This window comes from aff. Roholtiella sp. LEGE 12411, from assembly GCF_015206995.1.
Lineage (GTDB): Bacteria > Cyanobacteriota > Cyanobacteriia > Cyanobacteriales > Nostocaceae > Komarekiella.
In genome coordinates this window covers 1-4,330 of record NZ_JADEXR010000262.1, presented here as the reverse complement: position 1 = coordinate 4,330, position 4,330 = coordinate 1, and the positions used below count along the sequence as shown (strand labels likewise).

At 45.0% G+C, this 4,330-nt stretch carries 4 protein-coding genes; all 4 read left to right on the top strand.

Translation table 11 applies throughout. From position 1 onward, the window contains the following. A partial coding sequence (locus IQ246_RS30045) for a hypothetical protein (RefSeq protein ID WP_208492350.1) occupies positions 1 to 219 on the top strand: 219 nt, incomplete at its 5' end. 118 nt (positions 220 to 337) lie between these two features. Then, the gene (locus IQ246_RS29020) at positions 338 to 1,345 is read left to right on the top strand and encodes a cytochrome c oxidase subunit II (RefSeq protein ID WP_194006744.1); all 1,008 of its coding nucleotides are present in this window, start codon (positions 338 to 340) and stop codon (positions 1,343 to 1,345) included. A 185-nt stretch (positions 1,346 to 1,530) separates the two neighbouring features. Continuing rightward, on the top strand, positions 1,531 to 3,219 hold the full coding sequence (gene ctaD, locus IQ246_RS29015; RefSeq protein ID WP_194006743.1) for a cytochrome c oxidase subunit I: 1,689 nt from the start codon (positions 1,531 to 1,533) through the stop codon (positions 3,217 to 3,219). A 402-nt stretch (positions 3,220 to 3,621) separates the two neighbouring features. After that, complete coding sequence (locus IQ246_RS29010) at positions 3,622 to 4,221, top strand: heme-copper oxidase subunit III (protein WP_194006742.1); 600 nt, start codon at positions 3,622 to 3,624, stop codon at positions 4,219 to 4,221. Positions 4,222 to 4,330 lie beyond the last annotated feature (109 nt).

Sequence of the window (4,330 nt, the reverse complement as noted above, 5' to 3'; positions counted from 1 at the left end):
GGGCATGGGGCATGGGGCATTGGGCATGGGGGATTAATAGGACTTACGCAAAAAACCTCTCAAACTCTCATTTCTCCGTGTCGCGCCAGTTGCTTCTCCTGTGGTCGCCGCTGCGCGAACAAGTCGGGGAACCCGCCCAACTGCACTGGCTTCTCTGCGGTAGCCTGCGGCAAGCCGCTTTGCGTCTACGTTTTTCCGTTACCTGTGCGTAAGCCCTGATGAAGAACTAATTCTAGTTCTTGAAAACTAAATTATTCCCAATCCCCAATGCCCCATGCCCAATCCCCAATGCCCAATCCCAGTACCTTTAAAGACGTTTTACAGAGCAGGTAGCAGTATGCAACAAATTCCTGTTTCACTATGGACTCTGATTGCTGGGATAGTAGTTACAGCTATTAGCGTTTGGATTGGTCAAAATCACACTCTACTGCCGGTGCAAGCATCGCTACAAGCGCCTTTGGTAGACGGATTTTTCAATATCATGTTTACTATTGCGATCGCTTTGTTTTTGGTGGTAGAAGGAACCATTGTGATTTTTTTGATTCAGTTTCGTCGTCGTCGGGGTGACGATACTGACGGTGTGCCAATTGAAGGTAACTTACCCTTAGAAGTTTTTTGGACAGCAATCCCAACATTGATTGTGCTGGCTTTAGGCATTTACAGTGTAGATGTTTTTAACCAAATGGGAGGCTTTGAGCCTGCGGGTCATCCTCATTCCTCAGCTCATGTTGCTCATACACCGGGAACCGCTCTTGCGGCTACTTTAAGTGACACCTCTGAATCTGTAACTACCCCAACAATTGCCCCGACAATTGGCATCGGCGCTTCTCCAACAACCTTGGGTAAAACAGCCGACTTAGTTGTCGATGTCAAAGGGATACAGTACGCCTGGATATTTAACTATCCCGATAGTGGGATTACCTCTGGGGAATTGCATGTTCCTGTTGGTGCTGATGTACAACTCAATCTTTCAGCACAGGATGTAATTCACTCATTCTGGGTGCCAAACTTCAGGTTGAAGCAAGATGCGCTTCCGGGTATCCCTACCGAACTTCGATTTGTCGCCACTAAACCAGGTACATATCCTGTAGTGTGTGCTGAACTATGCGGTGGTTATCATGGCTCAATGCGGACACAGGTAATTGTCCACACGCCGGAAGCTTATGATAGCTGGCGGACAGAAAATCAAATTGCTCAACAGCAAGACGGACATCAAGTTGTTGCGGTTAACCCTGCTAATTTATCTACATCAGAGTTTCTCGCTCCCCACACCCACGATATGGGAATTAGTGCAGCAACTCTAGAGTCAATGGTCAAAAGTCAAGAGTCAAGAGTCAAGAGTTAAGAGTTAAGAGTTAAGAGTCAAGAGTCAAGAGTTAAGAGTCAAAAGTCAAGAGTCAAAAGTCAAGAGTCAAGAGTTAAGAGTTAAGAGTCAAGAGTCAAAAGTCAAAAGTCAAGAGTTAAGGGTCAAATTTTATTACTTTGGAGTTTGGACGTTTGACCCTGGACTCCGCGTAGTGGTGAAAAAATATGACAAAGGTAGAATTTCCCCGGAATACGCCACCAGAAGGGAAAAAATCGGAAATGGTGGTTGCTCACACCTCCCATCCCAAAGCGTGGAAATGGCAGGACTACTTTACATTTAATGTTGACCACAAGGTTATTGGTATTCAATACCTGGTGACGGCGTTTGTGTTCTATCTGATTGGTGGATTAATGGCGATCGCCATTCGTGCCGAGCTAGCAACACCAGATGCAGACTTGCTCGACCCCAATATGTATAACGCTTTCATGACTAATCATGGGACGATCATGATTTTTCTGTGGATCGTTCCCAGTGCAATTGGGGGATTTGGCAACTATCTGGTGCCGTTGATGGTTGGCGCTAGGGATATGGCTTTCCCGAAGCTGAATGCGATCGCTTTCTGGTTAAACCCACCAGCAGGGGCGCTCATTTTAGGTAGTTTCATCTTCGGCGGTTCGCAATCTGGTTGGACAGCTTACCCACCTCTAAGCTTAGTCACAGCGCCTATCGCTCAAACAATGTGGATACTTGCGATCGTGTTGGTGGGAACTTCTTCGATTTTGGGTTCACTAAACTTTGTGATCACCATTTTGATGATGAAGGTTCCTAGCATGAAATGGGATCAAGTACCCTTGTTCTGCTGGGCAATCTTAGCAACTTCCATCCTGGCGCTGCTCTCTACACCTGTATTAGCAGCGGGTTTAATCCTGCTATTGTTTGACCTCAACTTTGGTACTTCCTTCTTTAAACCAGATGCCGGTGGTAATGTTGTTATCTACCAACATTTGTTCTGGTTCTATTCTCACCCGGCAGTATATTTGATGATTCTGCCAATCTTCGGCATTATGTCCGAGGTGATTCCTGTTCACGCTCGTAAGCCGATTTTTGGTTATAAAGCGATCGCTTATTCTAGTGTAGCAATCTGCGTTGTGGGTTTGTTCGTCTGGGTACACCACATGTTTACCAGCGGTACACCCGGTTGGATGCGGATGTTCTTCACTATTTCTACCCTCATTGTTGCGGTTCCCACTGGCGTCAAGATTTTTGGCTGGGTTGCTACCCTCTGGGGTGGTAAAATCCGCTTCACCAGCGCCATGCTTTTCGCCATTGGCTTGTTGTCCATGTTTGTTATGGGCGGTTTAAGTGGCGTGACAATGGGAACAGCTCCCTTTGATATTCACGTCCACGACACCTATTATGTAGTAGGACATTTCCACTACGTCCTGTTTGGCGGTTCCGTGTTTGGCATCTACGCCGGCATTTACCACTGGTTCCCCAAAATTACCGGACGGATGCTAAATGAAACTTGGGGTCGCGTTCACTTTGTCCTCACTTTCATCGGCACTAATCTGACTTTCTTACCCATGCACGAGTTGGGTTTGCAAGGAATGCCCCGAAGAGTGGCAATGTATGATCCGCAATTTATCGACCTCAATCAAATTTGTACTTTTGGTTCATTTGTCTTGGGGATATCGGTAATTCCTTTCGCTATCAACATTCTCTACAGTTGGAGCAAAGGCAAACTTGCGGGCGATAATCCTTGGCAAGCTTTGACTTTAGAATGGACAACTAGCTCACCACCCATGATTGAAAACTGGGAAGTGTTACCTGTTGTCACTCACGGCCCTTATGACTATGGTCATGGTTACAGTAATGAAATACAGTCGTCTGCAACGCCGGAAGTTAGTGCTTAGTTAGTAGAGTGAGTACTGTTATCTGTGTTGGGACTGCAACTATTGTTCATTTGAGCTTGAAACTCAAAATTCCGAGTTAAAAACTCGAAGCTCCAAGCTTGGAAGTTGAAGCTCCAAGTTAAGAACTCAAAACTCCGAGATTGGAACTTGAAATTTCTAGCTTGAGACTTAAAATTCCAAGATTGGAACTTGAAATTCCGAGATTGGAACTTGAAACTCCGAGATTGAAACTTAAAACCCCAACATTGGGACTTGAAACTCCGAGCTTGGGACTTGAAACTCGGAATTTTGAGAATCCCTGAACAAGTGAAGAGTTGAGTGAAATTGCAATTTGGCATCAGTCCCAACAAGTAATTTTTTTAACGAACCGCAGAGGCGCAGAGAACACAGAGGAAGAGAGGAATGACTATAGCTACAACGACGAACAAACATGACAGTGCAGGACACGAAGAACATCCAGATTTAAGAATCTGGGGATTGTTGACGTTTCTCGCTTCTGAATCCTTAATGTTTGGGGGATTTTTTGCTACTTATTTGTTCTTTCGAGGCATGACAGATGTTTGGCCTCCCGAAGGAACTGAAGTAGAGCTTTTGTTGCCAACAATTAACACCATCATTCTGGTGTCTAGTAGTTTCGTCATTCACTTCGGTGATACAGCGATTAAAAAGAATGACGTCAAAGGAATGCAGTTTTGGTATGCAATTACTGCAATCATGGGCGCAATTTTCTTGATTGGTCAGGCTTATGAATATTCAACTTTAGGATATGGTCTGACTACCAACGTATTCGCCAACTGCTTTTATGTCATGACTGGGTTCCACGGTTTGCACGTATTTGTGGGACTGTTATTGATTTTAGGTGTGTTGTGGCGATCGCGTCGTCCCGGTACTTATTCTGCAACCAATCATACTTTCATCGAAATGGCAGAAATTTACTGGCATTTCGTAGATATTATCTGGATTGTTTTGTTTACTTTAGTGTATATTCTCACGCTGTTTTAAATTGGGCATTGGGCATTGGGCATTGGGCATTGGGGATTGGGGATTGGGGATTGGGCATTGGGGATTGGGCATTGGGCATTGGGCATTGGGCATTGGTTATTCTTTTTAC